We start from the raw sequence: 23,709 nt of genomic DNA, 5'->3' as shown, positions 1-23,709 counted from the left end.
CGAACCAGCGGATGCTTACCGGCAGCCGCCGCTGACGCTGACGGTTGTCTGAGGGCTGCTGCGGCATCATGGGCCGATGAGTACCACCGGCCCCACCGCCCTTCTGCACTCCGGACCGCCCGGCACGCCGGCCCGGATCCTGGTGGTCGACGACGAGGCGCACATCGTCGAGGTGCTGGCGGCGACGTTGACGTTCGCCGGGTTCGACGTACGGGCTGCGCGCTCGGGTGCCGAGGCCCGACAGGTCGCCGCCGAGTACCGGCCCCGGGTGGCCCTCCTGGACGTCCTGCTCCCCGACGGGTCCGGCTTCGAGCTCTGCGATTCGCTACGGGAGGTTCAGCCTGAACTGGGCGTGCTGTTCGTGACGGCCCGCGATGCGGTCAGCGACCGGCTGACCGGGCTCGGTCTGGCGGACGGCTACATCACCAAACCGTTCAGTGTCGCCGAGGTGATCGCCCGGCTCAACGTGCTGCTGCGTCGTCTGGACGCCCAGCGGTCCGACCACCCGGTCGATCCGGTGCTCCGGGTCGGCGACCTGGAGGTGGCCGTGCGGAGTCACCGGGTGAGCCGCCGGGGAGAAGACGTGGAGCTGACACCGACCGAGTTCAGGGTGCTCACCTACCTCATGGGTCGCCCTGGACTCGTCGTCGGCAAACAGCACCTGCTCAGCGAGGTGTGGGGACACCAGTTCGGCGACGTGACGGCTGTGGAGAAGGTCATCAGCCAGCTGCGCCGCAAGATCGGGCCAGGGCTGCTGCACACCGTACGCGGATTCGGCTACACGGCGCGTGACGGCGCACCGTGAGTCGGCAGGGTGACGCGCGCCTCCAGGCCTCCCCCGTCATCCCGCCGGTCGTGCAGGCTCAGCGTCCCGCCGTGCTGCTCGGTGATCTCCCGCGCGATGCTGAGTCCCAGACCGCTGCCACCGTTGGCCACCCGACCGCTGTCGGCCCGCCAGAAACGTTCGAAGGCGCGGGCGATCGACCACGGGTCGAGACCCGGCCCGTGATCCCGTACGACGATCACGAGACGGTCGTCGGCGCGGGTCACGACGATGTCGATCGGGCTGCCCGCCGGTGTGTACCGGACGGCGTTGCCCAGCAGGTTACGCATCACCTGGACGAGCGACGCCTCGTCGCCCGGCACCATCGCGTGGGGGGGGTCCACCCGAAGTGAGATCGCCCGGCCGGGCTCGATCATGCGGAGATCGGTGACCAGGCCGCCGAGTGCGACACCGACATCGACCGGCATCCGTTCCAGCGGCCGGCGGGCGTCCAGCCGGGCCAGCAGGATCAGCTCCTCGACCAGGCGCTGCATCCGCGCGGTTTCCGTACTAATGCGCGACATGGCCAGGTCCACCTGGTCACCGTCGGCGACGCCGCCGTTGAGGTAGAGGTCGCTCCAGCCGCCGACGGTGGTCAACGGTGTCCTGAGTTCGTGTGACGCGTCGGCGACGAAGCGGCGGACCCGGTCCTCGGCGTCTTCCCGTGCGCCGAAGGCCGCGTTGAGCTCGGCCGCCACCCGGCCGATCTCGCTGTGGGGATGCGGTACCGGGATGCGGCGGCCACGCTGTCCACCGGCGATCGCTCGTGCGGTGTCGGCCACGACCCGCAACGGCCGCAGACCGATCCCGAGGACCAGATTCGCGGTCAGCACCCCGGCCGCGAGGATCGCCGCCGAGGCGATGACCTCGACGAGCAGCAGGCGGTTGAGCGTAGCGTCCACGTCGGCCAGGGAGATCCCGATGACCAGGGCGGCCGGCCGCACCCGTACGCCGTCGATGCTCAGCGTGATCCCCGCGGCCGCGCCGGCAAGGTCGATGATGGTCAGTCGGTAACCCGGGCCACCACCCGCGCTGGCGGCGGTCAACGGCCCGGCGGTGGCCCTGACGGAGTCCGGCAGGACCGGCGGCGTCAGATCCTCGTTGGCGGACACCGCCTCGTGCGCCACCAGCAGCGACCCGTCGTCACCCACCACAGCGACGAACTGGGTGCTGGGCGCCAGCATCCGCACCGTGTCCCAGCTGATCGTGTTGGCGCTGCCCCTGCTGGCCTGCTCACCGATCCGGTCCGCCAGCGATTCCAGGGTCGCGTCGAGCCGGTTACGCAGGAAGGTCTCCAGCGCGGCGTAGGCGGTGACGTCGGCGACGAGCAGCCCGGCGGCGAGCAGCGCGAGGGTGCCGGCCAGCAGGCGTCCCCGCAGCCCCTGCCAGGCGCTGGTGACACGTGGCGCCGCGGGCAGCCTCACGCCGCGGGCTCACGCATCGCGTAACCGAATCCCCGGACGGTGTGCAGCAGCGGCGTCACGCCATCCGAGTCGATCTTGCCGCGCAGCTGGCTGACGAACTTCTCCACCACCGAGGTGTCGCCGCCCTCGTAGCCCCACACTTCGCGCAGGATCTGACGGCGGGACAGCACCAGTTCGACGTGGCGCATGAAGTACTCCAACAGCCGGAACTCGGTCGGCGACAGGGTGATCGGCCGACCGGCGCGAACGACCCGATGGGTCTGCTCGTCCAGCTCCAGATCCCCCACCCGCAGGCACGTGGCGGGTTCCGCCGCCGACACCGTACGGCGCAGCAGCACGTTCAGCCGGGCGACCACCTCCGCGGTGCTGAACGGCTTCGTCACATAGTCGTCAGCCCCCAACGCCAGGCCGGTCACCTTGTCCTCGATCCCGTCGCGGGCGGTCAGCAGCAGAACCGACAACCGTTCGTCGCGGGTTCGGAGCTCCAGGCAGAGATCGAGACCGGAGCCGTCGGGCAGCATGACGTCCAACACCGCGAGCTCCGGCACGAACTCGCGCGCCAGCGCTCGTGCCTCGGCGCAGCTCGCCGCCGCCCGCACGGTGAAGCCCGCGAACGACAGCATCGCGATCAGCACCTCCGCGATCGCCGCTTCGTCCTCGACCACCAGCACGCGGGCCGACCGCAGAGCGACGAGTCCGGCGGCGCGCGGGCCGACCTGACCCGCTCGCCCCGGACCGGCGGGGTTCGGGGTTGTCACCGCTCAACCATGCCGCACCGCCGCCGCCGACGACCCGGCGACAAGCTTCTCATCGCCTGCTGATTGGCTGAACCCGCCGTCCGGGAACCGACCGCGGCCACCGGTGAGGATCGGGCCGACGTGGGCCTCGCCACCGGCGACGGACGGCGTGGCCCTGCCGTCCGCCGACCCGTCGCGCTCCCGCAGTGCCCGCCCGTCGGGCTTCCCGACCGCCCGGCCGTCAGGCTTCCCGACCGCCCGGCCCTCGGGCTTCCCGACTGCGCGGCCATCCGGGTCCGGTGGCCCGGGCCGTGGCTTCCCGGGGGCGGAGCGGCTCCCGGAGGGTGTCGACGAGGCCACCTGGCAGAAGGCGCAGCAGGCCTGCGCGTCGCTGCGGCCGACCGGCCGGCCCGGCGGGCGGGGCGGACCGGACGGTTCCGCCGCGCCGGGCGGCGGGCGGCAGACCGCCTACCGCACCTGCCTCAGCGGTCGTGGGGTCGACCTGGACAGGATCGACGCATCCGACGCGAAGACGAAGGAGGCGCTGACCGCCTGCGCGGCGGTGAGCCCCGCACCGACCAGCTGAGCGGAAGGCCCGGGGCCGCCGTCCGACCTGGACGGTGCGTCACCCTCAGCCCCCGCTGAGCAGGCCGCACGGCGGCCGACTCCGGCCCCGCCCCGCGTCGAGGTCTTCGCCCTACCGACCGGCACGGCGGACACCACTGCCACGCCCACCGCTGAACGCCTCGACAGGCACGCGACCACGCGGTTTGACGGCGGGCAAGCTCCACCGCTTTACTACTTACCTAGTAAAGCGGGGAGGCTCGATGTTCCACTTCCGACTCGACACCGGCTCCGGCGTGCCGCCGTACCTGCAGCTGGTCCAGCAGGTCCAGCAGGCGGTCCTGCTGGGGTTCCTCCGCCCCGGCGACCGCCTGCCCCTGATCCGGGAGGTCGTCGAGTCGCTGGCCATCAATCCGAACACGGTGGCCAAGGCCTACCGTCAGCTGGAGCAGGAGAACCTGGTCACCGGCCGGCCAGGCCACGGCACGTTCGTCAACGACACGCTGCCGGCCGCGGTGCCCCCGGCCACCTACACCTCCCTGCGCGGCGGCCTGCAGACCTGGCTGCGGAAGGCGTACGCCGCAGGGCTGGACGATCAGGCGATCGCCGCCCTGTTCGCCAGCGTCCACCACCAGACCAGGACGAATGCGGAGTCAGCATGACGGCCCACCCCGCGCTGCGTACCAGGAACCTCGGCAAGCGGTACCGCAGAGCCTGGGCGCTGCGCGACTGCACCCTGGAGCTGCCCCCGGCCGGGTGAGCGCCCTGGTCGGCCCGAACGGTGCCGGCAAGACCACGTTGCTGCGCCTGGCGGTCGGGCTGCTCACGCCCACCACAGGATCGGTCGAGGTGTTCGGCGAATCACCCGCCACCAACAGTGTGCCGGCCCTGACCCGCATCGGTTTCCTCGCGCAGGACCACCCGCTCTACCGCCAGTTCAGCGTGGCGGACCTGCTGCGCTTCGGCCGCTCCTGCAACGTGCGCTTCGACCATGAGCTGGCCGCGCGACGGCTGACCCAGCTGGGCGTCCCGCTGACTGCCCGCGCCGGCGCGCTCTCCGGCGGGCAGCAGTCCCAGGTCGCGCTCACGCTGGCGCTGGCCAAGCGACCCGACCTGCTGGTCCTGGACGAGCCGCTGTCCAGCCTGGATCCGCTGGCCCGACAGGAGTTCCAGCGGACCCTGATGGGCGCGGTCGCCGACAGTCAGCTGACCGTGTTGTTCTCCTCCCACGCCATTCACGAGCTGGAACGGGTCTGCGACCACCTCGTGGTGATCAACCACGGCCGGGTCGTGCTCGACGGCGACATCGAGTCGCTGCTGGCCGAACACCGGCTGCTCGTAGGCCCGCGGGTCGCGGCGGACGCCCGCGGCTCGTCCGTGATCGAGGTCAGGCACAGCGACCGGCACACCACCATGCTGGTACGCCAGGCGGCAACGCCGCTCATGCCCGGCTGGCAGGCGAACCCCGTCGGGCTGGAGGAGCTCGTGCTGGCCTACCTGCGCCGCCCCGCCGACCTCGACACCGCAGACCAGGAGCGGACCGGATGACCTGGACGATGTGGCGTCAGCACCGCACCGAGGTCCTGGCGCTGACGGTCTTCGTCGGTCTCATCGCCGTGACGCTGATCGTCCTCGGCCGGCCGATGCACGCCCTCTTCCCGATGGGTCCGACGCACTGCCTGGTGCCACCGCTGGACCAGGGCTGCCGATCCGCACTGGCCCGGCTCCAGCAGGACCACGGCTACCGCACCACCGTGCTGATCCTGCTCAACTTCGCCCCGTACGCGATCGGGGGTTTCCTCGGCGCGCCGCTGCTCGCCCGGGAGCTGGAGACGGGCACCTGGCAGCTGGCCTGGACCCAGGCGGTGCCCCGCAGGCGCTGGCTGACCGTCAAGATCCTGGTGCTCGGCACCGTCAGCGTCCTTCTCGCCGCCGGACTGTCCGCGGTGGTCGGCTGGTACCGGCAGCCACTCGACCTGCTGGGCGGGTTCGACATCACCGGCTTCGACCTGACCGGCGTCGTGCCCATGGCGTACGCCCTGTTCGCGTTCGCGCTGGGCGTCGCCGCCGGAGCGGTGCTGCGCCGCAGCCTGCCGGCCGCCGCCGTGGCGTTCGTGGTGTTCCTGGCCGTACGCTTCACCATCGCCGGCTGGATCCGGCCGCACTTCCGCACGCCGGTCACCCGGGTCGAGGCCTTCGTGCCGGGAACGGGCGACCTCACCGACGGCACGACCAACGCCCGGGACATGATCCTCGACCAGGGGTTCATCGACGCCGACGGCCGCCACGTCACCGGCCTCGGCGCCGTGATCATGGAGGCGAAGGCCCGGGAGGGGGGCGGCGACCCCACCATCTACCTCCACGACCACGGCGTCCAACGCTGGACCGTCTACCAACCCATCGAACGCTACTGGACCTTCCAGACCATCGAGACCGTCACGTTCGTCGCACTGGCGATGCTGTTGCTGGCACTGGTCTTCTGGCGGATCCGCCGCCCCGCATTCTGACCGGACGCACCCACAGCGAACGCCGGTCATCACGGCGGCGACCGACCCGACCGTCGACGCCCCCGCCCTGACCAGGGACCACCGGAGGGACGTGGTCGCCGACGACCGGCTAACCCGCCCTGAGGGTGAGCAGGGTGATCTCGCTCGGCGCGAAGATCCGGAACGGCGGACCCCAGAAGCCGGTCCCCCGGCTCGTGTAGAGCTGGGTCCGGCCGTGCCGGCTGAGGCCCTGCACGACCGGCTGGTCGAGCCGGACCAGGTAGTGGAACGGCCACATCTGGCCGCCGTGGGTGTGCCCGGACAGCTGCAGGTCCACGCCGGCCGCGACGGCGTCGCCGATCTGCTTCGGCTGGTGCGCCAGCAGCAGCACGGGCAGCCGCGGGTCGGTGCCGGCGAGCGCCGCCGCGTGGTCGGCCCGGTGACCGGCGAGACCGGACGAGGCGGCGGTCACGTCGTCCACCCCGGCGACGACGAGTCGGGCGCCGTCCCGCTCCACCACGAGGTGCCGGTTGTGCAGGGGCTCCCAGCCGAGGGTCCGCATGTGGTCGACCCAGCCCTGCGCCTGGCCGTAGTACTCGTGGTTGCCCGTCACGTACACCCGGGCCAGCCGGGCCTGCACCAGGCCCAGCGGCGCGGCCTGCGCCCGGCGCTGGTCGACAGTGCCGTCGGCGATGTCGCCGGTGTGGCAGACGATGTCGGGGGCCAGGCCGTTGACCACCTCGATGGTGCGGGCGGACCAGCTGGCCCGGTCGATCGGGCCGTAGTGGGTGTCGGTCAGCAGCGCCACCCGGACCCCGTCGAGACCGGCACCCAGCCGGTCGAGGGTGACGTCCACCCGCCGGACCCGGGGCACCCGCATCGCCTCGGCGTACCCCCAGAGGGCCAGGACGACCGAGACGGCCGCCACGCCGACCGCCACCACCCGGGACCGCACCGGGTCGGCGACCCCGGCGGCGGCCAGCGGGAGCCGGGCCACGTTGCCGAGCAGCGCCCAGACGAAGAGGATCCAGACCAGGCCGAGGAGGGTGTCCCCCGCGCGGGCCGCCGCGTCCAGCCGACGGCGGCCGTGCCCGAGCGACATCAGCACGGGGAACGCGACCACCGCGACGACGCAGACCGCCGTGCCGGCGGCCACCACCGGCGTCGGCCAGCGCGCCGCCACCGTCAGCGTCCACCAGGGCAGCCCGAACAGCAACGCCAGGACCGCGATCAGCGTCGCCCCGGACACCAGCGGTCGCAGCAGCCCTCGCGCCGGCCGGACCTGTACGGCATCGCCAGCAGCCATCGCCGTCCTCCCGTCGGGTCCGTGCAGCATGACACGATCCGGGCCGGATCGACCACGCCCGGAAGCCGGGACGGATCCGCCCGTAGGTGACCGACCCGCGACCGGGGGCGCCCCGGCTCGGGTACGGTCGGCGGATGGCGTACGACGCCCTGGCCGAGAGCCTGCGCCTGATCACCTCGGGAATGCCGGACGGCCCGGTGCGGCTGAGTCGACGCCGTCGCTTCGCGCCGGTCGCGGTCGACGTGGACGGCGACGTCGCCGCCACCCGGTTCCTCCGCCGGGGCGTCGGATGTCACTGGGACGAGACGCACCTCCTGACCGTCGACGACCGCGGCGTCTGGCGAATGCTCGGCGGCGGCGGGGCGTCGGACGAGGACCCCACCGCGGAGGAGTTCGGGCGGACCCGCGACGGCCTCGGGCCGTACCAGGTGCTGCCGGGTGGGACCGCCGGCGTGGTGCGCGACGGCGGCTCCCCGCCGTCCCGGGTGACGCGATGGGTGCGCGGGTCGGCGGTGCTCGTCGGCCGGGGGATCGCCGAGCTGCGGGTCGACGGCCGTCGCCTGCCCGCTCCGCACCACGGTCACCTGATCGTGGTCTGGGGCTCCGACCGGCCGCCGACGGTCACCGCACACGACGGCACCGGGCGCACGGTCGCCACCGCCACGGTGTCTCCCCCGGGTTGACCGGCAGGACACCGCGACACCATGATCGCGCCGCGGTCGGACCGCAGCATCACCCGGCGCGTACGTGCAGGTCGAAACCGCTGCGGCCGGGCGCCTCCAGGCCCTCCCTCAACCGCAGTGACGGGATCTCGTAGTCACCGGAGTTCTGCCGCCGGAACGCGATGGGCGGGGTCGTCTCCAGCGTCAGCAGTCGTTCCTGCCACCTCTTCGCGACGTCGGCGAACTCGTCACCGGAGATCCGGTCGGCGCGGTACAGCACGAACGGCGGCAGCACCTCCAGCCCCGGGTAGTAGAGGATGCCGTGGTGGATCGGGAACAGCAGGTCCTCGATCGGGCCGTTGATCCCGCGATCCGTGTACTGCGACTCCGGGCCGCCGATGGTCACCGAGAGGAGCGCCCGCCGCCCGAGCAGTGTCCCCTCCCCGAAACGCTCGCCGTAGCGGGTCTCGTCGTGCACGCCCACGCCGTAGGCGAAGTGGAACGAGAACACCCGGTCCACCCAGCCCTTGAGGATGGCCGGCATGGTGTACCACCACAGCGGGAACTGGAAGATCACCGTGTCGGCCCAGAGCAGCTTCTCCTGCTCCGCCCGCACCTCGGGGGTGAGCGCGCCGGCGTCGTACGCCCGGCCCGAACTCGGGGTCACCCGCAGCGGGCTCGTGGCGTACCCGCCGAAGTCGGCCGCGTCCACCACGGCCTTCCAGTTCATCGCGTACAGGTCGCTCACCCGCACCTCGTGACCGGCGGCCTGGAGCGTCGACACCGCGAGATCCTTCAGCGAGCCGTTCAGCGAACGCGGCTCCGGATGGGCGTAGACGATGAGCGTCTTCATGGCTGTCCCTTCGACGACGTGTGTCGCCACCCATGCTCGACGGCCGGGACCGCGCCGTTCAGGGACGCCGGTTCCGTCGGACGGGACTTCCTGGTAACGGCAGGACCACCCGCACCCGGGTCGCCGGAGCGATACTGGAGGCCATGGACGATCTCGCGGGCTTCCTGCGTACCCGGCGCTCCCGGGTCGACCCGTCCGTCGCCGGCATCCCGACCGACAACCGGCGCCGCGTCGAGGGGCTGCGTCGCGAAGAGGTCGCCCACCTGTCCGGGGTCAGCGTCGACTACTACGTACGCCTGGAGCAGGGCCGCGCCACCCAACCCTCGGAACAGGTCCTCGACGCGCTCGCCCGCGTCCTCGGACTCGACGAGACAGAACGCGGTCACCTGTACCGGCTGGCCCGGCAACGCCGCCGTCGTACCAGGGCACCCGCCGGTCGCCCGCGGGCGGAGCTGCTCCGGGTACTCGACCTGATCGTCGACGCCCCCGCCCTGATCATGGACCACCGGATGGACGTGGTCGCCGGCAACCGCCTCGCCGGGCTCCTCTACGGCCGCGACACGACCGGCCTGAACACCGCCCGGCACATCTTCCTCGAAGAGGATGTGCGGGGCCTCTACGCGCAGTGGGAGACGTGCACCCTCGACGTGGTCGGGCACCTTCGCCTGGCCGCCGGAAAACACCCCGACGATCCCCGCCTGGCCTCGCTCATCGGCGAACTGTCGATGGGCAGCGAGCGCTTCCGCCGCCTCTGGGCCCGGGCGGACGTGCGCGCCCGCGCACACGGACCCAAGGCCTTCCGGCACCCGCTGGTCGGGCTGCTGGAACTGCACCAGGAGAACTTCGCCCTGCCCGATGGTTCGGGCAGGGAACTGATCGTCCTGTCGGCGCCGCCGGGGAGCCCCGCCGAAGACGGGCTGCGCCTGCTGGCCTCCCTCGATCATGGCGGGCACGCTCCGGAGAAGGGACCGCGGGTCACGAACTCGTCGTGAGCCCCGCGCCCGTCTGCCGCCGGGTATACGCACCGCCGGGCACCTGTTCTCCGCAGATGAATATGCACGGCCACGCTCCGGCGAGCGGGCAGCCAGGCCGGACGGCCCGCCTGGATGTGTCGAGACCAGGCGTACGCGATGATCCGATGCCTGGTCGCAGCCGGTGGGCATGGTGCGGCCGGAAGGGCGTGGTTACCGCGTCAATCCGGTCAGGTGGTGCGACGTGGGGTGTCACAGGCTTCCGGACATCGGCCAGTGGACCCAGTGTGTGTTTCCCGGGAGGGTCGGCCGGTAGTGGGCGGGGTCGGCGGTGGCTAGCACCGCGCCGATCTGCCGGTAGGCCTCGATGTCGCTGGGGCGGACCTCGAACGGTACCCGCTGCGACGGCGGGGTGTGGCGGGTGAGCCTCTCGTGCCGCTGCCGTCGTCGTTCCCGCTCGGGTCCGCGAGGATAGACCCGCAGGGTGGTGTGGTGCCAGTCGTCCAGGCACAGCACGTGGGGCAGGTCCGCCGGGACGAGTCGACGCACCTCGGCGTTCTCGGCCAGTAGAAGGTCGCGGTGCTGGGGGACGAGGAGCCTGAAGAGGTCTTCCGGGGGGATCGTCGCAGCGGCGACCACCGGCACGGCCCGCCCCCTGACGACAGCGGCACCTGCCGGTACACCGCTACCCCCGGACCGTCCTCGAACAGGTCCGCGAAGTTGTCGATGCGGTTGCTGAACCGGGTCCGCCAGGCCTCGTCCGTGCCGGTGAGGCAGTTGCCGAGAGCGTGCAGGACGTCGACGACAGTCTCGACGCGCACCATGATCCGGATCCCAGGAGACGTCACCGCAGTGCTGCTGCGAGTTCGGCGGCGTTGTCGAAGGCGGATGCCGCCCTGTCGGATTCGCCCTCCGTCAGCGTGACGGACCGGGCGCGGGCCAGCATCTCGGCCGCGGTCTCCGGATCGTGCAGCACCATCGCCAGTTCGGCGCGGTAAACCAGGACCTCCACCTGCTCGACCGGGTCGTCGTCGGCGTGCGGGCGGGCCAGGGCGCTGTCGAGGATCCGAACGGCCTGTCCGACGGCTCCCCGGGAATCGGCCTGCACCACGGCATTCGCCAGGGCCTTGGCCAGCCGGCCTTCCGACGCGGTGGCCGGCGCGGGCGCGGCAGCGGCGTGCCGGAAGACACGGATCCAGTTGCCGCCCGGGTCGACGACACTGAATCCGCCCACCCCGTCGGCGTTCTTCCGCGCCCTGGGCCGGGTCATCCGCGGCGTTCCGGAGACCAGCACCCTGCCGTACGCGGCGCGCATACCGGCGGCGAACGCCCGGTGCAGTCCCTCGATGTCTCCGGTGAGCACCAGGCAGGAACCGTAGGACCGCTCCGGGTCGAAGCCAGGGATCTCGAAGAACTGCAGTTGCAGGTCTTCCCGCCGCACCCCCACGCACGGGTTGGGCCTGCGCTGCTTGTACGTGGTGTGGAAACCGAGAACTCCGTAGAAGCTCTCGATGTCGTCAATGGATGCACACGGCAACAGGGGAACGGTCACCTCGTTGGTCATTCCTCCTTCCTAGGCGTCGCAGGGTCGTCATCGCACACGGAATCAGCCGATCGTCGACTTCGGACACCCGATCGGCCGATGACCCGGAACGCATCCGGCCGGGCCGCGCCATCGGCGGCGCCCTGGGCCGGACGGCGGTGGAGATCTGGTGTGACGTGCCGGCCGGACTCGCCCGCGAGCGGTACCGGGCACGCCACCGGACGGCACTGCATGACGACGATCGTCAGCTACGTGAGTCGTGGCCGCGATGGACCGCGGAGGCGGAACCGCTCGGCGTCGCGGAGACGATCAGGGTCGTCACCGACGGACCTGTCAACGTGGCCGGCGTCGTCGAGCGGATCAGGAGCGCATTCGGCCGGTCGTTGGACGGTTCGGCCGTCGGACGACGATGCCCGGAGCGGGCGACCGGCACCGGACGGTGTGCCCGGCGGCGGTGGAATTGGCGCGGTCGCCGCCGGGGAACCTGTTCACCGTCGGAACATTGACTCACGGTCTCAGATCCTCCACGCACCGTGACCAGTGATGGTAAGTGATGGATAAGTGACGGTGAGTCGCCGGGAAGTTCGCGGTGAAGGACAACCACCAGTATTTACCGGGCCGCACCGACCTACGGGCGGCTGTCCAGGTGGACCCGCGAGGAGCACCCAGTGAACCCCTTCGATGACGAGAACGCCCGCTTCATGGTCCTGGTGAACGACGAGGGGCAGCACTGCCTGTGGCCCGTCTTCGCCGAGGTGCCCGCGGGCTGGACGGTCGCCCTGGCCGACGCCGGCCGCGCCGAGGCGCTCGCCTGGGTGGAGACGAACTGGGTGGACATGCGACCGCGCAGTCTCGTCGAGGCGATGCGCTCCGGCGGGCTACCGGACGTGGCCCCGCGGACCTGACCCGGCGACGAACTCTTCGACTCCCGGGGCGGCAACAGGCGCAGAGCACGAACCGCCCCGCACCCGCCTGCCCGGCGGCCCCTCGTTCGCCGCCGGGCGGCCCGACAGGGGCTTCTCCGGTGCGGACGTGATTCGCCCCCGTACCGGCCCCCGCCCGCCGCAGGAGCGTGACAGCGACGAGGTCGCAGGCTGCCGTCGGAGCGCTCCGCCCACGACCACGGGTGCGCCGGACTCCGATCCACCACCGCCCCGACGACGGTCGCGCCGTCGGCGGATCCGCCCGTCCTTGAGCCACCTGGGCCCGACCGGGATCAGCGCGGGGTCCGCGCCGGCCGGCCCCGTCCGGGCCTGAACCCCGCGCGGTCCGTACGCGTCCTCCCCCACTCGGAAAGTGAGCAACAGTGATGGTCCCGTTGTCCTTCGCGCAGCGCCGACTGTGGTTCCTCGACCGCCTCGAAGGCCCCTCGGCGACGTACAACATCCCCGTGGTCACCCGGATCCGGGACGCGGTGGACGTGGCGGCTCTCGATGCGGCCGTCGGGGACGTGGTCAGCCGGCACGAGGTGCTCCGCACCGTGTACGTGGAGGTCGACGGGGAACCGTCGCAACGGGTGCTGCCGGCCGACCGGGTGCGGGTCGACTTCGCCCACCGGGCGGTCACCGCCGACGAGGCCGACGCCGCCCTGGTCGAGGTCTGCGCGCAGCCGTTCGACCTGACCCGCGAGCTGCCCGTCCGGGTCCGGCTGTTCAGCCTGGACGCACGGGAGCACCTGCTGGCGATCTCGCTGCACCACATCGCCGCCGACGGGACCTCGATGGGGCCGCTGAGCCGCGACCTGGCGACGGCGTACGCCGCCCGCCTCGCCGGGACGGCCCCGGCGTGGGAGCCGTTGCCGATCCAGTACGCCGACTACGCCCTGTGGCAGCGCGACCTGCTCGGTGCCGACGACGACCCGGACAGCCGGGCGAACCGCCAGCTGACCTACTGGCGGTCGGTCCTGGCGGGGTTGCCCGACGAACTGCCCCTACCCACCGACCACCCCCGCCCCGCACACCCCACCCACCACGCCGGCCGCATCGACCTCACCATCCCCACCCACACCCACACCACACTCCGCACCATCGCCCGCACCCACGACGCCACCCTCTTCATGCTCATCCAAACCGCCATCGCCACCCTCCTCACCCGCCTCGGCTGCGGCACCGACATCCCCCTCGGCACCGTCGTCGCCGGACGCACCGACGACACCCTCGACAACCTCATCGGCTTCTTCGTCAACACCCTCGTCCTCCGCACCGACACCAGCGGCAACCCCACCTTCACCGACCTCCTCCACCGCGTCCGCGACACCACCCTCACCGCCCTCGACCACCAAGACCTCCCCTTCGACCGCCTCGTCGCCCACCTCCAACCCACCCGCACCCTCGCCCGACACCCCCTCTTCCAGGTCGCGTTCGCCGTCGACCGGGGGCTCGTGCTGACCCTGGACCCGCTGTCGGTGCGGTCGGAGAAGCCGCCGTTCGACACGGCCAAGTTCGACCTGTTCTTCGGCTTCGTCGCGCACGACGACGGCGAACTGGAGCTGAGCCTCACCTACGCGGAGGACCTGTTCACCCGGGCGGGCGCGGCGGCGGTCGGGCAGCGGCTGGTGAACCTGCTGACGCAGCTCGCCACCGACCCGGCCCGCAGGGTGACGGCGACCGACGTGCTCACCGAGGGCGAGCGCGAGAAACTGCTGAACGGTTTCAACGCCTCGGCTGCCCGGGTCGTCCCGGAGACCGTGCCGGCGCTCTTCGCCCACCAGGTCCGCCGGAACCCGGACGCTGTCGCGGTGGCGCACGCCGCCGGTGAGCTCAGCTACCGCGAGCTGGACCTGCGGGCGAACCGGTTGGCGCACTACCTGACGGCGCACGGCGTCGGCCCGGACGTGCACGTCGCGGTGTCGATGCGCCGGTCGGTGGAGCTGGTCACCTGCCTGCTGGCGGTGGCCAAGGCGGGTGGCTGCTACGTGCCGGTCGACCCGGCGTACCCCACCGTCCGCAAGCAGTTCGTCCTGGGGCAGACCGCGCCGGCGGTCATCCTCGTGGACGACCCCGCCCACCTGCCGGGCTCCCCGGCGGCCAAGACCGTCCTGGTCGGCGGTGACCTGTGGCGGGAGGTGTCGACCCTGCCCACCGACGAGCCACGGCCGCCACTCGCCCTGGACCACGGCGCCTATGTGATCTACACGTCCGGTTCGACCGGACAGCCGAAGGGCGTGACCGTCACCCACCGGGGGATCAGTCGCCTGGCCCACCGCTACCGGCGGGACTTCGGTGTCCGGCCGGGCAGCCGGATCCTCCAGCTCGCCTCGATCGGCTTCGACGGGTCGGTGTGGGAGATGTACATGGCGCTGCTCGCCGGTGGTGCGGTCGTACCGTTCGACCCGGAACGGCTGCTCCTGCCGGCGGAGGCCGACCGCGACGAACTGGGCCGGACCACCCACGTCACGGTCACCCCGAGCCTGCTCGCCACGTTGCCGACGAGCATCCTGCCGGCCGGGGCGACGGTCATCACCGCCAGCGAGGCGTGCCCGCAGTGGCTGGTGGACACCTGGGCGGCCGACCACCAGCTGATCAACTCGTACGGTCCGACCGAGGTGACCGTCTGCGCCAGCGGCGGCCCCCTGCCCCACGGCCAGCCGGTGACCATCGGAACGCCGGTGGCGAACACCGCCTGTTACGCACTGGACGCGACGCTGCGGCCGGTGCCGGTGGGGGTGGCCGGGGAGCTGTACGTCGCCGGGGAGGGCCTCGCCCGGGGTTACGTGAACCGGCCGGAGCTCACCGCCAGCCGGTTCGTGGCCAACCCGTACGGGCCGGCCGGGAGCCGGCTGTACCGGACCGGTGACCTGGTCAGGTGGGACCGCGACGGGCGGCTGCACTTCCTCGGTCGTACCGACGACCAGGTCAAGATCCGGGGCTTCCGGATCGAGCTGGGCGAGGTCGAGACCACCCTCACCGGGCACCCCGGGGTCCGCCAGGCAGCCGTGGTGGTCCGCGAGGACCAACCCGGTGACCGGCGGATCGTCGCGTACCTGGTGCCCGAGGACGACGACCTCGACCTGTCGGCGCTCCGTGGGGCGGTCGGCGACCGGCTGCCCGACTACATGGTCCCGGCCGCCTTCGTCACCATGGCCGCGCTGCCGATGACCCCGAACGGCAAGCTCGACCGCAACGCCCTGCCCGCGCCCGGGCACCCGACCGCCGGCCGGGCCGTTCCGCGCACCGCCCGGCAGGAGGTGCTCTGCCAGCTCTTCGCCGCCGTCCTCGGGTTGCCCGAGGTGGGTGTCGACGACGACTTCTTCGACCTGGGCGGTCACTCGCTGCTGGCGACCCGCCTGGTCAACCGGGTGCGCGGCGTCCTGGGCGTCGAGGTCGGGGTACGGGACCTGTTCGCCAACCCCACCGTCGCCGCCCTCGAACCCCGGCTCACCACCGGCACCCGCCGTCCCCCGGTGACGGTGGCCGTCCGGCGGCCCGACCCGCTGCCGCTGTCCTTCGCCCAGCGTCGACTGTGGTTCCTGCACTCGGTGCAGGGACCGTCGGCGACGTACAACGTGCCGGTCACCACCAGGATCACGGGCAGGGTGGACGTACCGGCCCTCCGCGCCGCCGTCGACGACCTGGTCGCCCGGCACGAGGTGCTGCGCACCGTCTACGTCGAGGTGGACGGTGAGCCCACCCAGCACGTGCTGCCTGTCGCACCGGGGCTGGTCGAGTTCATCCACCAGCGGGTGCCCGACGCCGAGCGGCAGGAGGAGGCGGTGCGCGCCGCCTCCGCCCGCGCCTTCGACCTGGCCCGGGAAACCCCCCTCACGGTCCGGCTGGTCAGCCGGGACGACCTGGCGGACGAGCACCTGCTCGTGGTCAACCTGCACCACATCGCCGGTGACGGTGCGTCGATGGGGCCGCTCGGCCGGGATCTCGCCGACGCGTACGCGGCCCGGGTCGACGGGCACGAACCCGACCGGGAGCCGTTGCCCGTCCAGTACGCCGACTACACGCTGTGGCAGCGCGACCTGCTCGGCGACGCCGACGACCCGGGCAGTGAGCTGCGCCGGCAACTGGACCACTGGGGAACGGTCCTGGCGGGGTTGCCCGACGAACTGCCCCTACCCACCGACCACCCCCGCCCCGCACACCCCACCCACCACGCCGGCCGCATCGACCTCACCATCCCCACCCACACCCACACCACACTCCGCACCATCGCCCGCACCCACGACGCCACCCTCTTCATGCTCATCCAAACCGCCATCGCCACCCTCCTCACCCGCCTCGGCTGCGGCACCGACATCCCCCTCGGCACCGTTGTCGCCGGACGCACCGACGACACCCTCGACAACCTCATCGGCTTCTTCGTCAACACCCTCGTCCTCCGCACCGACACCAGCGGCAACCCCACCTTCACCGACCTCCTCCACCGCGTCCGCGACACCACCCTCACCGCCCTCGACCACCAAGACCTCCCCTTCGACCGCCTCGTCGCCCACCTCCAACCCACCCGCACCCTCGCCCGACACCCCCTCTTCCAGGTCGCCCTGTCCCGGGCCGACCGCACGCCCACCTCGACCCCGCTGCCCGGGCTGGAGACCGCACCGGAGCCGACCAGACTGGCGGTCGCGAAGTTCGACCTCGACTTCACGGTCGCCGACGAACCGGTCGACGCCGACCTCCAGATCACCCTCACGTTCGCCACCGACCTGTTCACCACCGCGACGGCCGCGGCGCTCGGGGAACGGCTGGTGGCGATCCTGCAGCAGGTCGCGCTCCGACCGACCGTCCCGGTCGGCAGCCTGGACGTCCTCACCACCCGGGAGCGGCGGCAGCTGCACGCCGAGGCCGACGACCCGCCCGTGGTGCCGTGCAGCGTGGTCGCCGCCTTCGACGAACAGGCCGCACGGACGCCCGACGCGCCCGCCCTCACCGAGGGTGAGGTCACCCTCAGCTACGCCGAGCTGCGGGACCGGGCCGAGCGGCTGGCCCGGACGCTGCGCGCCAACGGGGTCGGCGACGAAACGCCCGTACCGGTGCTCATGCAGCGGTCGGTGGACCTCGTGGTCGCGTTCCTCGCGGTGCTCAAGGCCGGTGGCGCGTACCTGCCGATCCACACCGCCTACCCGGTGCAGCGGATGCGCGCGGTGGCCGCGGACACCGCCTCACCGGTCCTGCTGGTGGACGACTCGTTCCAGGACCACGAGCTGGCGAACGACGAGCGGGCCGCCGGCCGGGTCGTGCTGACCGGGACGCCCCGGGACGCCGACGCGGCGGTGCCGCTCCCGCCGGTCCACCCGCAGCAGCTCTGCTACGTCATGTACACGTCCGGCTCCACCGGCGAGCCGAAGGGCATCCAGATCACCCACCAGGGCGTCGTCGACCTGGTCCGCGACCCCAGCTGGGCGCTGCACGCCGGGGACCGCATCCTGCTGCACTCCCCGCACGCCTTCGACGCCTCCACCTGGGAACTCTGGGGTCCTCTGCTGCACGGCGGAACAGTCGTCGTGGCACCGCCCGACGCCGTGGCGGCGGCCGTGCTCCAGCGGCTGGTCCGCACCCACGGCATCACCCGGTTGAGCCTCACCGCCGGGCTGTTCCGGGTCGTCGCCGACGAACTGGTCGACGTCTTCCGGGAGTTGGACGAGGTGACCACGGGTGGGGACGTCATCTCCGCCCGGGCCGTCGCGCGGACCGTCGAGCACTGCCCCGACACGGTGGTCCGCACCACCTACGGCCCCACCGAGATGACGCTGTGCGTCACCCAGTACCCCTGGCGGCACGGGGAGGACGTGCCGGCGACGGTCCCCCTCGGACGTCCGATGGCGTACACCGGCGTGCACCTGCTGGACCACCGTCTCCAGCCCGTCCCGGCCGGGGTGCCCGGCGAGATCTACCTCGCCGGATCCGGTACCGCCCGTGGTTACCTGCGCCAGCCGGGGACCACCGCCGCCCGCTTCGTCGCCGACCCGTTCGGCCCTCCCGGCAGCCGGCTGTACCGCACCGGTGACCTGGCCCGCTGGAACACCGACGGGAGTCTGCACTTCCTCGGCCGCACCGACGACCAGGTCAAGGTGCGCGGCTACCGGATCGAGCTGGGCGAGATCGAGAACGCGCTCACCGGCCGGGACGACGTCCGGCAGGCCGCCGTGGTGGTCCGCGAGGACCAGCCCGGCGACAAGCGGATCGTCGCCTACCTGGTACCCACCGCACACCCCGTCGACCCGGCCGCCCTACGCCGTGACCTCGGCGCCCGGCTGCCGGACTACATGGTGCCCGGCGCCTTCGTCACCATGACCGCGCTGCCGGTCACCGCCAACGGCAAGCTCGACCGGAAGGCGCTGCCGGCACCCACCCACACCCCCGGCGCCGGGGCCGGTCCGCGGACCGCCCGGCAGGAGGTGCTCTGCCGGCTCTTCGCCGACGTCCTCGGCCTGCCGGAGGTCGGCGTGGACGACGACTTCTTCGACCTCGGCGGCCACTCGCTGCTCGCCACCCGCCTGGTCAACCGGGTCCGTACCGCGCTGGGCGTCGAAGTGGGCGTGCGGCAGCTCTTCGAGAACCCCACCGTCGGCGCGCTGGAGCCGTGGCTGGTCTCGGCCAGGCCGGCCCGACCGACGCTGCGGGCCCGGTCGGCGGCCCGCGACACCGATCGAAAGGACGTACCGTGATGTTCCCCCCTGCCCTGCTCAAGGGCGACGAGCTGTACGAACACGAGGCCAGCGCCCCCTACGACGCCTCACGTGACCTGTCCAAGTACCTGCTCATGCACTACGGCAGCATCGAGGACGTCTTCCACCAGAGCGGGCACCCCCTGGCCATGGCCCACGGGTACTGCCAGCGCCTGTCGGACCTGCTGCGTTCGTGCGCCCAGCGCACCGGCACCACCGTCGCCCGCGCGCTCGACGTCGGATGCAGCGTCGGCGGGGTCACCCACGCCCTCGGCGCGTGGGTCACCGACCAGGTGGTCGGCGTGGACATCAGCCGCCGGTCGGTGGAGATCGCCCAGGCGCTGACCCACCACGGCGGCGGCACGTTCTCCGTCATCGAGCAGGGGCCGTTCCACCGGGAGGTGTCCATCCTCGTCGAGCCGGGTGACCGGGCACGGGTGGCCTTCGAGGTCGGCGACGCCAACGCGCTGCGGGTCGGGGAGCAGCCGTTCGACGCCGTCGTCCTGTCCAACGTGCTGGACCGGGTCGCCCGGCCGGCGGCGTGCCTGGAACAGTTCACCGGGTCCACGGCGATCCTGCGCACCGGCGGGCTGCTGATGGTCGCCTGCCCCTGGTCGTGGTACCCGGAGTACAGCCACCCCGACGAGTGGCTCGGGTCCGCGGCCACCGGCACACCGAGCGAGACCGCCCTCAAGGCGTTGCTCGCCGGCCACTTCGACCTGGTCGCCGAGGTCGACGAACCCGGCGTCCTGCGGCAGAACCCCCGGGAGTACGACTACTTCGAGTCGCACGTCACCGTCTGGAGGAAACGGTGACGGCCGGGCCGACGACCGGCACCGCGATACCCCTGTCGTACGCCCAGCGTCGGCTGTGGTTCCTGGGCCGGATGGAGGGACCGTCGGCGACCTACAACGTGCCGGTGGTGAACCGGATCACCGGCCCGGTCGACCCGGCCGCCCTGCGGGCGGCGGTCGCCGACGTCGTGGCCCGGCACGAGGTGCTGCGCACCGTCTACCGCGAGGTGGACGGCGAGCCCGTCCAGCAGGTCCTGCCGGCCGCCCGGGCACGGGTCGAGGTCGCTCACGAGAGGGTCGCCGCCGACCGGGTGGACGCGCGGGTCGCCGAGCTGTGTGGCCTGACGTTCGACCTGGTCACCGGGCCGCCGTTGGCGGTGTGGCTGCTCAGCACGGACGACCGCGATCACCTGCTGGTCCTCCTCGTGCACCACATCGCCGCCGACGGCACGTCGATGGGTCCGCTGAGCCGGGACCTGACCATGGCGTACGAGGCCCGCCTCGGCGGCGGCCCGCCGGCATGGGAGCCGTTGCCCGTGCAGTACGCCGACTACACCCTGTGGCAGCGGGAACTGCTCGGCGCCGACGACGACCCGGAGAGCGAGGTGCGTCGGCAACTCGACTTCTGGCGGCGCACCCTCCACGGGTCGCCCGAGGAGCTGCCGCTGCCCGTCGACCGGCCGCGCCCGGCCGCGGCCTCGTACCGGGGCGGCACGGTGCCGTTCGCGGTCGGCGCGGCCACCCACGCCCGGCTGCGGGACCTCGGGCAGGCCGAGCACGCGACGGTCTTCATGGTGGTCCAGGCGTGCATCGCGATGCTGCTCACCCGGCTCGGCTGCGGCCCGGACATCCCGCTCGGCACGGCGGTGTCCGGTCGGCTCGACGAGGCCCTGGACGACCTGGTGGGTCTCTTCGTCAACTCGCTGGTACTGCGCACCGACACCTCCGGCGATCCCTCCTTCACCGAGCTGCTGCGCCGGGTCCGGGACGCCGACCTGGCCGCCTTCGACCACCAGGACCTGCCGTTCGAGCGGCTGATCGAGGACCTCCAACCGGCCCGGTCGCTGGGCCGGCACCCGCTGTTCCAGGTGTTCTTCCTGCTCGCCAGCGGCGGCAGCGGGGACGTGCGCCTGCTCGGGCTGCCCGGTGCGCCGTACCGTCCGAGACACGACGTGGCCAAGTTCGACCTGTCGTTCTACCTGGCGGAGGAGTTCGACCCGGCGGGTCGACCGGCCGGGATCAGGGGCATCGTCGAGTACGCCGACGACCTGTTCGACCGGGCGTCGGCGAAGCTGCTGGCCGGACAGCTCGCCCGGGTGCTGGAGACCGCGGCGGCCGACCCCGCGCGGCGGATCGGTGCGGTCGACCTGCTCGACGACGACGATCGGCACCGGCTGCTGGAGAGCCGCAACGACACGGCCCGTCCGGTGCCCGACGTCCGGGTCACCGACCTGTTCACCGGGCAGGTGGCCGTCACCCCGGACGCCGTCGCGGTGCTGGCCGGCGACCGGCGGCTGACCTACCGCGAGCTGGACGAACAGGCCGAACTGCTCGCCGGGTCGCTGCGCCGCTGCGGGGTCGGGCCGGAACGCTTCGTCGCCCTGGCCCTGGCCCGTACGGAACAGGTCCTGGTGGCGATCCTGGCGATCTGGAAGGCCGGTGGGGCCTATCTGCCGATCGACACCGGGTATCCGGCGGGGCGGATCTCGTTCGTCCTGGACGACACCCGGCCGGTACTGCTCCTGACCGACCGGGCGAGCAGCGACGGACTGCCCGACGTGGACGGTTGCCCGCGCTTCCTGCTGGACGGACGGCGGAGCGGCCCGCTGTCCCCGTGCGCCGGCCCCGCCGACGGGGCCGCCGGACCGGGGCAGGCCGCCTACGTGCTGTACACGTCCGGTTCGACCGGGCGGCCCAAGGGGGTGGTGGTCACCCACGCGAACCTGGTCAACCTGCTCCTGGCGATGCGGGACCGGCTGCGGTTCGGCCCGGCCGACCGGATCGCGGCGACCGTCACCGTCGCGTTCGACGCGTCGGTGGTCGAGCTGCTCAGCCCACTGGTGTCCGGCGCCACGGTGGTGCTGGTGCCCCGCGACACGGCACGGGATCCCGCCGGGCTGGCGACGCTGCTGCGGCGTCGGGGGATCACGGCCATGCAGGGCACGCCGAGCCTGTGGCAGGTGCTGATCGGCCTCGCCCCGGAGGCGGTGCGCGGGCTGCGCATGCTCAGCGTCGGGGAGGCGCTGCCCCGGCGGCTCGCCGAGCGGATGCGCGACCACGGTCGTGAGGTGGTCAACCTGTACGGACCGACCGAGACGACGGTCTACTCCACCACCGCGGTCGTCGACGGACGCCCCGGCGCACCCCCGATCGGGCGGCCGATCGCCAACACCCGGGCGTACGTGCTCGACGATGCGTTGCGGCCCGTGCCGGAGGCGACCGTCGGCGAGCTCTACCTGGCCGGCGCGGGGGTGGCCCGGGGTTACCTGAGGCGGCCGGCGCTGACCGCCGGGCGGTTCGTGGCCGACCCGTACGGCCGACCGGGATCCCGGATGTACCGCACCGGCGACCTGGTCCGCTGGGCCCGCGACGGGCACCTGGAATACGTGGGCCGCTCCGACGACCAGATCAAGATCCGTGGTCACCGGATCGAGCCGGGCGAGATCAGCGCTGTGTTGGACACCCATCCGGACGTCTCGGCGTCGGTGGTGGTGGCCCCGGTGGCCGGGACCGGCGACCGGACCCTGGTCGGGTACGTGGCCCGGCGGCCCGGTGCCGATCCCGACCCGGAGGCTCTCCGCACCCACCTGGCCGCCCGGCTTCCCGAATACATGGTCCCTTCGGCACTGGTCGTGCTGGACGTGCTGCCCACCAACGCCAACGGCAAGGTGGACCGGTCGGCGCTGCCCCGGCCGCCCCGCCCCACCGGCGGCAGGGCACCGGCCAGCCCCCGGCAGCAGGTCCTCGCCGACCTGTTCGCCGAGGTGCTGGGGGTGCCCACCCCGGGGATCGACACCAGCTTCTTCGACCTCGGCGGCCATTCCCTGCTCACTCCGCGCCTGGTCAGCCGGATCGCCGCCGTCCTCGGCGTAGACGTGGGGGTGCGGGCGGTCTTCGCCGCTCCGACCGTCGCCCAGCTCGACCGGGTCGTCGACCGGGTCCTGGAGCACACCGGACCGACCGGGTTGGAGGCGGTGCTCTCCTACCGCGCCGACGGCGACCTGCCGCCGCTGTTCGTGTTCCCTCCGGCCAACGGCCTGGGCTGGGGCTACTCGGCGCTGCCCCGGTTCGTCCCGGCCGGCCGTCCCGTGTACGCCCTGCAGGATCCCCGGCTCGCCGACGGGCCGGTCGACGAACGGACCGTGGCCGACCTGGCGGCGGGGTACCGGGAGACCGTCACCAGGCTCCGGGGCACCGGCCCGTACCTGTTGCTGGGTTGGTCGTTCGGGGGGACGGTGGCCCACCAGGTGGCGGTGGAGCTGCGCGCCCGGGGCGAGGAGGTCGCCCTGCTCGTCCTGCTCGACGCGCATCCCGGCGGGGACGGCCCCGCCGAGGTCAGCGACGCCGACGCCCGCCGCGTCGGGCTGGACGGGGTGTCCGTCGGCGACGGGAACCCCCGGGCGGCACTGGTCGCGGCGGGAAGTCCGCTGGCGTCCCTCGACGACCCGACGGTGGACCGGCTGCTCGCGGTGACGAAGGCGAACCTGCGGGCGATGGCCGCGCACACCCCGGGCCGGTTCGACGGGCCGACGCTCGGCTTCGTCGCCACCCGGCACCACAGGGGCTCCGACCTGGCCTGGCGGCCGTACCTGACCGGACCGGCGGAGTTCCACGACCTGGACTGCGGACACCTCGACATCGTCAAGGCCGAGGCCATGTCGGTGCTCGGCCCCGTCATCACCGAGAGGATGAGCGACTCGTGACCATCCGGAAC

Annotated in this window: 17 protein-coding genes; 11 read left to right on the top strand and 6 right to left on the bottom strand. The window is 72.6% G+C overall.

Annotation, left to right across the window (positions count from 1 at the left end; all coding sequences use genetic code 11):
* The first annotated feature begins 76 nt into the window (after positions 1-76).
* Positions 77-805 carry a response regulator transcription factor gene (locus O7625_RS10860; protein ID WP_282345695.1) on the top strand — a complete coding sequence of 243 codons (729 nt, stop codon included), beginning with the start codon at positions 77-79 and terminating at the stop codon, positions 803-805.
* On the opposite strand, the gene O7625_RS10855 is transcribed toward O7625_RS10860, so the two are convergent.
* Together O7625_RS10855 and O7625_RS10850 are read right to left on the bottom strand one after the other, a co-directional pair.
* The gene (locus O7625_RS10855; RefSeq protein ID WP_282345694.1) at positions 778-2,247 is read right to left on the bottom strand and encodes a HAMP domain-containing sensor histidine kinase; all 1,470 of its coding nucleotides are present in this window, start codon (positions 2,245-2,247) and stop codon (positions 778-780) included. The two genes, O7625_RS10860 and O7625_RS10855, sit on opposite strands and share 28 nt — an antisense overlap.
* Complete coding sequence (locus tag O7625_RS10850) at positions 2,244-2,933, bottom strand: response regulator transcription factor (protein ID WP_348774012.1); 690 nt, start codon at positions 2,931-2,933, stop codon at positions 2,244-2,246. Before O7625_RS10850 ends, O7625_RS10855 begins: the two co-directional genes overlap by 4 nt.
* 220 nt (positions 2,934-3,153) lie before the next feature.
* Between O7625_RS10850 and O7625_RS10845 the strand changes: the two genes are divergently transcribed.
* The 4 genes from O7625_RS10845 (at position 3,154) to O7625_RS10830 (ending at position 6,055) form a co-directional block, all read left to right on the top strand.
* Positions 3,154-3,570: a hypothetical protein gene (locus O7625_RS10845; protein ID WP_282345691.1), complete on the top strand. Its 417-nt coding sequence runs from the start codon at positions 3,154-3,156 to the stop codon at positions 3,568-3,570.
* A gap of 241 nt (positions 3,571-3,811) precedes the next feature.
* Complete coding sequence (locus O7625_RS10840) at positions 3,812-4,210, top strand: winged helix-turn-helix domain-containing protein (RefSeq protein WP_282345689.1); 399 nt, start codon at positions 3,812-3,814, stop codon at positions 4,208-4,210.
* Positions 4,211-4,304: 94 nt separating this feature from the next.
* Positions 4,305-5,096: an ABC transporter ATP-binding protein gene (locus O7625_RS10835; RefSeq protein ID WP_348773998.1), complete on the top strand. Its 792-nt coding sequence runs from the start codon at positions 4,305-4,307 to the stop codon at positions 5,094-5,096.
* Positions 5,093-6,055: an ABC transporter permease subunit gene (locus O7625_RS10830; RefSeq protein WP_282345687.1), complete on the top strand. Its 963-nt coding sequence runs from the start codon at positions 5,093-5,095 to the stop codon at positions 6,053-6,055. Before O7625_RS10835 ends, O7625_RS10830 begins: the two co-directional genes overlap by 4 nt.
* A gap of 109 nt (positions 6,056-6,164) precedes the next feature.
* On the opposite strand, the gene O7625_RS10825 is transcribed toward O7625_RS10830, so the two are convergent.
* On the bottom strand, positions 6,165-7,340 hold the full coding sequence (locus O7625_RS10825) for a metallophosphoesterase (RefSeq protein ID WP_282345686.1): 1,176 nt from the start codon (positions 7,338-7,340) through the stop codon (positions 6,165-6,167).
* 134 nt (positions 7,341-7,474) lie between these two features.
* Here O7625_RS10825 and O7625_RS10820 point away from each other — a divergent pair, with 134 nt between their 5' ends.
* A complete protein-coding gene (locus tag O7625_RS10820; RefSeq protein WP_282345685.1) occupies positions 7,475-8,023 on the top strand; it encodes a hypothetical protein in 549 nt (182 codons plus the stop codon).
* A 49-nt stretch (positions 8,024-8,072) separates the two neighbouring features.
* Here the strand turns inward: O7625_RS10820 and O7625_RS10815 are convergent, their stop codons facing one another.
* Positions 8,073-8,855 (bottom strand): NAD(P)H-dependent oxidoreductase, encoded by a 783-nt coding sequence (locus O7625_RS10815; RefSeq protein WP_282345683.1) that lies wholly within the window; start codon positions 8,853-8,855, stop codon positions 8,073-8,075.
* A gap of 143 nt (positions 8,856-8,998) precedes the next feature.
* On the opposite strand from O7625_RS10815, the gene O7625_RS10810 reads away from it, so the two are divergent.
* Positions 8,999-9,847, top strand: coding sequence for a helix-turn-helix transcriptional regulator (locus O7625_RS10810; RefSeq protein ID WP_282345682.1), 849 nt, complete (start codon positions 8,999-9,001; stop codon positions 9,845-9,847).
* Positions 9,848-10,078: 231 nt separating this feature from the next.
* On the opposite strand, the gene O7625_RS10805 is transcribed toward O7625_RS10810, so the two are convergent.
* Both O7625_RS10805 and O7625_RS10800 read right to left on the bottom strand, forming a co-directional pair.
* Complete coding sequence (locus tag O7625_RS10805) at positions 10,079-10,471, bottom strand: hypothetical protein (protein WP_282345681.1); 393 nt, start codon at positions 10,469-10,471, stop codon at positions 10,079-10,081.
* Between the two features lie 199 nt (positions 10,472-10,670).
* Positions 10,671-11,390 (bottom strand): VOC family protein, encoded by a 720-nt coding sequence (locus O7625_RS10800; RefSeq protein ID WP_282345680.1) that lies wholly within the window; start codon positions 11,388-11,390, stop codon positions 10,671-10,673.
* A 647-nt stretch (positions 11,391-12,037) separates the two neighbouring features.
* Here O7625_RS10800 and O7625_RS10795 point away from each other — a divergent pair.
* From O7625_RS10795 to O7625_RS10780, 4 genes are all read left to right on the top strand, one after another.
* Positions 12,038-12,274, top strand: coding sequence for an MbtH family protein (locus O7625_RS10795; protein WP_282345679.1), 237 nt, complete (start codon positions 12,038-12,040; stop codon positions 12,272-12,274).
* 404 nt (positions 12,275-12,678) lie between these two features.
* The gene (locus tag O7625_RS10790) at positions 12,679-18,981 is read left to right on the top strand and encodes a non-ribosomal peptide synthetase (RefSeq protein WP_282346895.1); all 6,303 of its coding nucleotides are present in this window, start codon (positions 12,679-12,681) and stop codon (positions 18,979-18,981) included.
* Positions 18,981-19,796, top strand: a complete 816-nt coding sequence (locus tag O7625_RS10785; RefSeq protein ID WP_282346894.1) for a methyltransferase domain-containing protein — start codon at positions 18,981-18,983, stop codon at positions 19,794-19,796. Before O7625_RS10790 ends, O7625_RS10785 begins: the two co-directional genes overlap by 1 nt.
* The gene (locus O7625_RS10780; RefSeq protein WP_282345678.1) at positions 19,793-23,698 is read left to right on the top strand and encodes a non-ribosomal peptide synthetase; all 3,906 of its coding nucleotides are present in this window, start codon (positions 19,793-19,795) and stop codon (positions 23,696-23,698) included. Before O7625_RS10785 ends, O7625_RS10780 begins: the two co-directional genes overlap by 4 nt.
* The last annotated feature ends 11 nt before the right edge of the window (positions 23,699-23,709 follow it).

Source organism: Micromonospora sp. WMMD714, assembly GCF_029581315.1.
In the GTDB taxonomy this organism is placed as follows: Bacteria; Actinomycetota; Actinomycetes; order Mycobacteriales; family Micromonosporaceae; genus Micromonospora; species Micromonospora rifamycinica.
Note: the sequence above shows the minus strand (reverse complement) of the source record. Positions and strands in the feature narration are given on the sequence as shown.

Bases quoted from the DNA above. Each gene is read 5' to 3' on its own strand.
- O7625_RS10860 (WP_282345695.1), top strand. From the start codon at position 77: ATGAGTACCACCGGCCCCACCGCCCTTCTGCACTCCGGACCGCCCGGC.
- O7625_RS10840 (WP_282345689.1), top strand. From the start codon at position 3,812: ATGTTCCACTTCCGACTCGACACCGGCTCCGGCGTGCCGCCGTACCTG.
- O7625_RS10830 (WP_282345687.1), top strand. From the start codon at position 5,093: ATGACCTGGACGATGTGGCGTCAGCACCGCACCGAGGTCCTGGCGCTG.
- O7625_RS10825 (WP_282345686.1), bottom strand. From the start codon at position 7,340: ATGGCTGCTGGCGATGCCGTACAGGTCCGGCCGGCGCGAGGGCTGCTG.
- O7625_RS10820 (WP_282345685.1), top strand. From the start codon at position 7,475: ATGGCGTACGACGCCCTGGCCGAGAGCCTGCGCCTGATCACCTCGGGA.
- O7625_RS10815 (WP_282345683.1), bottom strand. From the start codon at position 8,855: ATGAAGACGCTCATCGTCTACGCCCATCCGGAGCCGCGTTCGCTGAAC.
- O7625_RS10810 (WP_282345682.1), top strand. From the start codon at position 8,999: ATGGACGATCTCGCGGGCTTCCTGCGTACCCGGCGCTCCCGGGTCGAC.
- O7625_RS10800 (WP_282345680.1), bottom strand. From the start codon at position 11,390: ATGACCAACGAGGTGACCGTTCCCCTGTTGCCGTGTGCATCCATTGAC.
- O7625_RS10790 (WP_282346895.1), top strand. From the start codon at position 12,679: ATGGTCCCGTTGTCCTTCGCGCAGCGCCGACTGTGGTTCCTCGACCGC.
- O7625_RS10785 (WP_282346894.1), top strand. From the start codon at position 18,981: ATGTTCCCCCCTGCCCTGCTCAAGGGCGACGAGCTGTACGAACACGAG.